Below are 1,994 nucleotides of genomic sequence, written 5' to 3'. Positions count from 1 at the left end.
TCGCACGAATTTTACCCAAAAGCGCACGGATTTTGCCTAAAAATGCACAGTTACAAACTTGCACAAGAAGTTTTAGCAACAAATGTTTACTTTTGCGACACTTTACAGTAACTCTCCATAGCCATGAAATCTTACACTACTGTAAAGAAATTATAAAGCCCCGATATAATCGTCGGGGCTTTTGCTTTATAGTAAATTATCATCTTTATTTTTGACGCATGAGAACTATCCTTTTGTTGATCTGCTCTAATGTGTTTATGACAATTGCCTGGTATGGTCATTTAAAACAGCAACAACTGCCCTTATGGAAGGCTATATTGATAAGCTGGGGAATTGCTTTCTTTGAATATTGTTTAATGGTGCCGGCCAATCGCTGGGGATTTAGTAACGGGTTTACCGGGTTTCAGTTAAAGATGACCCAGGAAGTGATCACCCTGGTGGTATTTACCGCGTTTGCCATGTTGTATTTGCATGAACCCTTTCACTGGAAATACCTGGTGAGCTTTGCGTTGCTATTAGGGGCTGTATATTTTATGTTTAAGAAGTAATACTTACAACACCAACTTCGCTATTCTCCCATTGCTGCCAGCTAAAAAAACGGCCTTTCCCTTCTTCGCTTTGCGGCAAACATGAAAACCGTTTTCGCTTATCAGGCGCCAGCTGACGCCGCTATCGGTTGAAAGGTCAACGCCTGAAGTGCCACAACTCAGCAGCTTTTTACCGGTAATATATATAATGCTGCTGCGATAACCATGGGGTGGAGTAGTGGGATGTAACCAGGTGTGACCGCCATCGTGCGTAAATACACAATTAAGCGTGGTATCTTTGTCATTGGTAAAATCGCCACCTGCAATTATAAATGTATTGCTTACCCGGGGCCCATCGGAGCGTACGGCAATGGAATTGGCGCCCATGCTTTCTTTACCCTGTATAATGGGAAGCAGGCGGCCTCCGGTATCATCATGTACCCGGCTGATGGTGCCCCCACTTACAAACAAAAAATCCTTGTCACGGAAATAATAGATGTTACTGCCGCTGCTGGCAAAACAACCTTCACCGGGAGCGGCATTTGATTGCATAATGGAAGGTGTTTTTGTCCAGGTATTACCGCCATTGGTAGTTTTGGCGATATAGAACTTGGAATCAATGGGATCGCCTACTACAATACCGTGTTTATTATCATAAAAGTCCATGGCATCGAGAAACATACCTTTGGTAGAATCTGCAAAAACAACCTTCCAGCTGGCGCCGCCATCGGTTGTCTTTAAAATATAAGCCGGTTCGGCAATACCCATTATAATAGCTGTATTGGCATTAAAAGCCTCAATATCGCGGAAATCTGTTCTCTCGAATCCTTTTACGTTTATCCATTGCCAGGTTTTACCGCCGTTCAGCGACCTGCCAACGGTACCCTTGCTGCCACTTACCCAAACTATGTTGTCATTTACCGGGCATAACCCTCTTATTGATACTGCCTGACCGCTGGTAAGCATTTCAATGGTTTGGGCATCAGCACAAAGTGATAGGGCTGTCAGGAACAGGAAGATATACAGGCGCGCAGTCATGGGTGTTGTAGGTTAGTTGGGCTGAATTTAAACAAAAAGTCCCGCTAAAAGCGGGACTATATAATTTTTTCAGTCGAACCTACCAAATGTAACTGTTTTCAATAGTATCGGATTTTAATTTCAAAGGTAAAACACGTTATTGGCTACGGGTTTTCAGGATATCGACTGGGTTTTTCAAGGATTTAATTTGGACCTTGGTTCTTTGGATCTGGAAATTGGATTTAGTACTGTGAACGGTTTTTTCTGGATACTTCAGGATACGATCTACATTGTTAGTGAAATCGCTTTTGGAACATTTGATCTTTACACTTGATATTGGATGGTGGTTCGGATAACTGGATTTTAAAACCTCTTTAAAAAAACTTACTGACTACTAAATCAGTGAATCAAAAATATATGTTAAACCCATACAATCATAGAGCAAATGTG

2 protein-coding genes are annotated in these 1,994 nt (G+C 41.9%); one reads left to right on the top strand and one right to left on the bottom strand.

Features of this window, described 5'->3' with window-relative positions; translation table 11 throughout:
• The first annotated feature begins 218 nt into the window (after positions 1 to 218).
• On the top strand, positions 219 to 548 hold the full coding sequence (locus ACJ751_RS28025) for a DMT family protein (RefSeq protein ID WP_407748848.1): 330 nt from the start codon (positions 219 to 221) through the stop codon (positions 546 to 548).
• A 3-nt stretch (positions 549 to 551) separates the two neighbouring features.
• Here the strand turns inward: ACJ751_RS28025 and ACJ751_RS28020 are convergent, their stop codons facing one another.
• Positions 552 to 1,565, bottom strand: coding sequence for a WD40/YVTN/BNR-like repeat-containing protein (locus ACJ751_RS28020; protein ID WP_407748847.1), 1,014 nt, complete (start codon positions 1,563 to 1,565; stop codon positions 552 to 554).
• Between the last annotated feature and the right edge of the window lie 429 nt (positions 1,566 to 1,994).

The organism is Niastella sp., from assembly GCF_045805085.1.
Lineage (GTDB): Bacteria > Bacteroidota > Bacteroidia > Chitinophagales > Chitinophagaceae > Niastella.
The sequence above is the reverse complement of the archived record's forward strand: the minus strand, read 5'-3'. Positions and strand labels throughout refer to the sequence as shown.

Excerpts from the sequence above, each read along its gene's own strand:
- ACJ751_RS28025 (WP_407748848.1), top strand. The coding sequence starts at position 219 with ATGAGAACTATCCTTTTGTTGATCTGCTCTAATGTGTTTATGACAATT.
- ACJ751_RS28020 (WP_407748847.1), bottom strand. The coding sequence starts at position 1,565 with ATGACTGCGCGCCTGTATATCTTCCTGTTCCTGACAGCCCTATCACTT.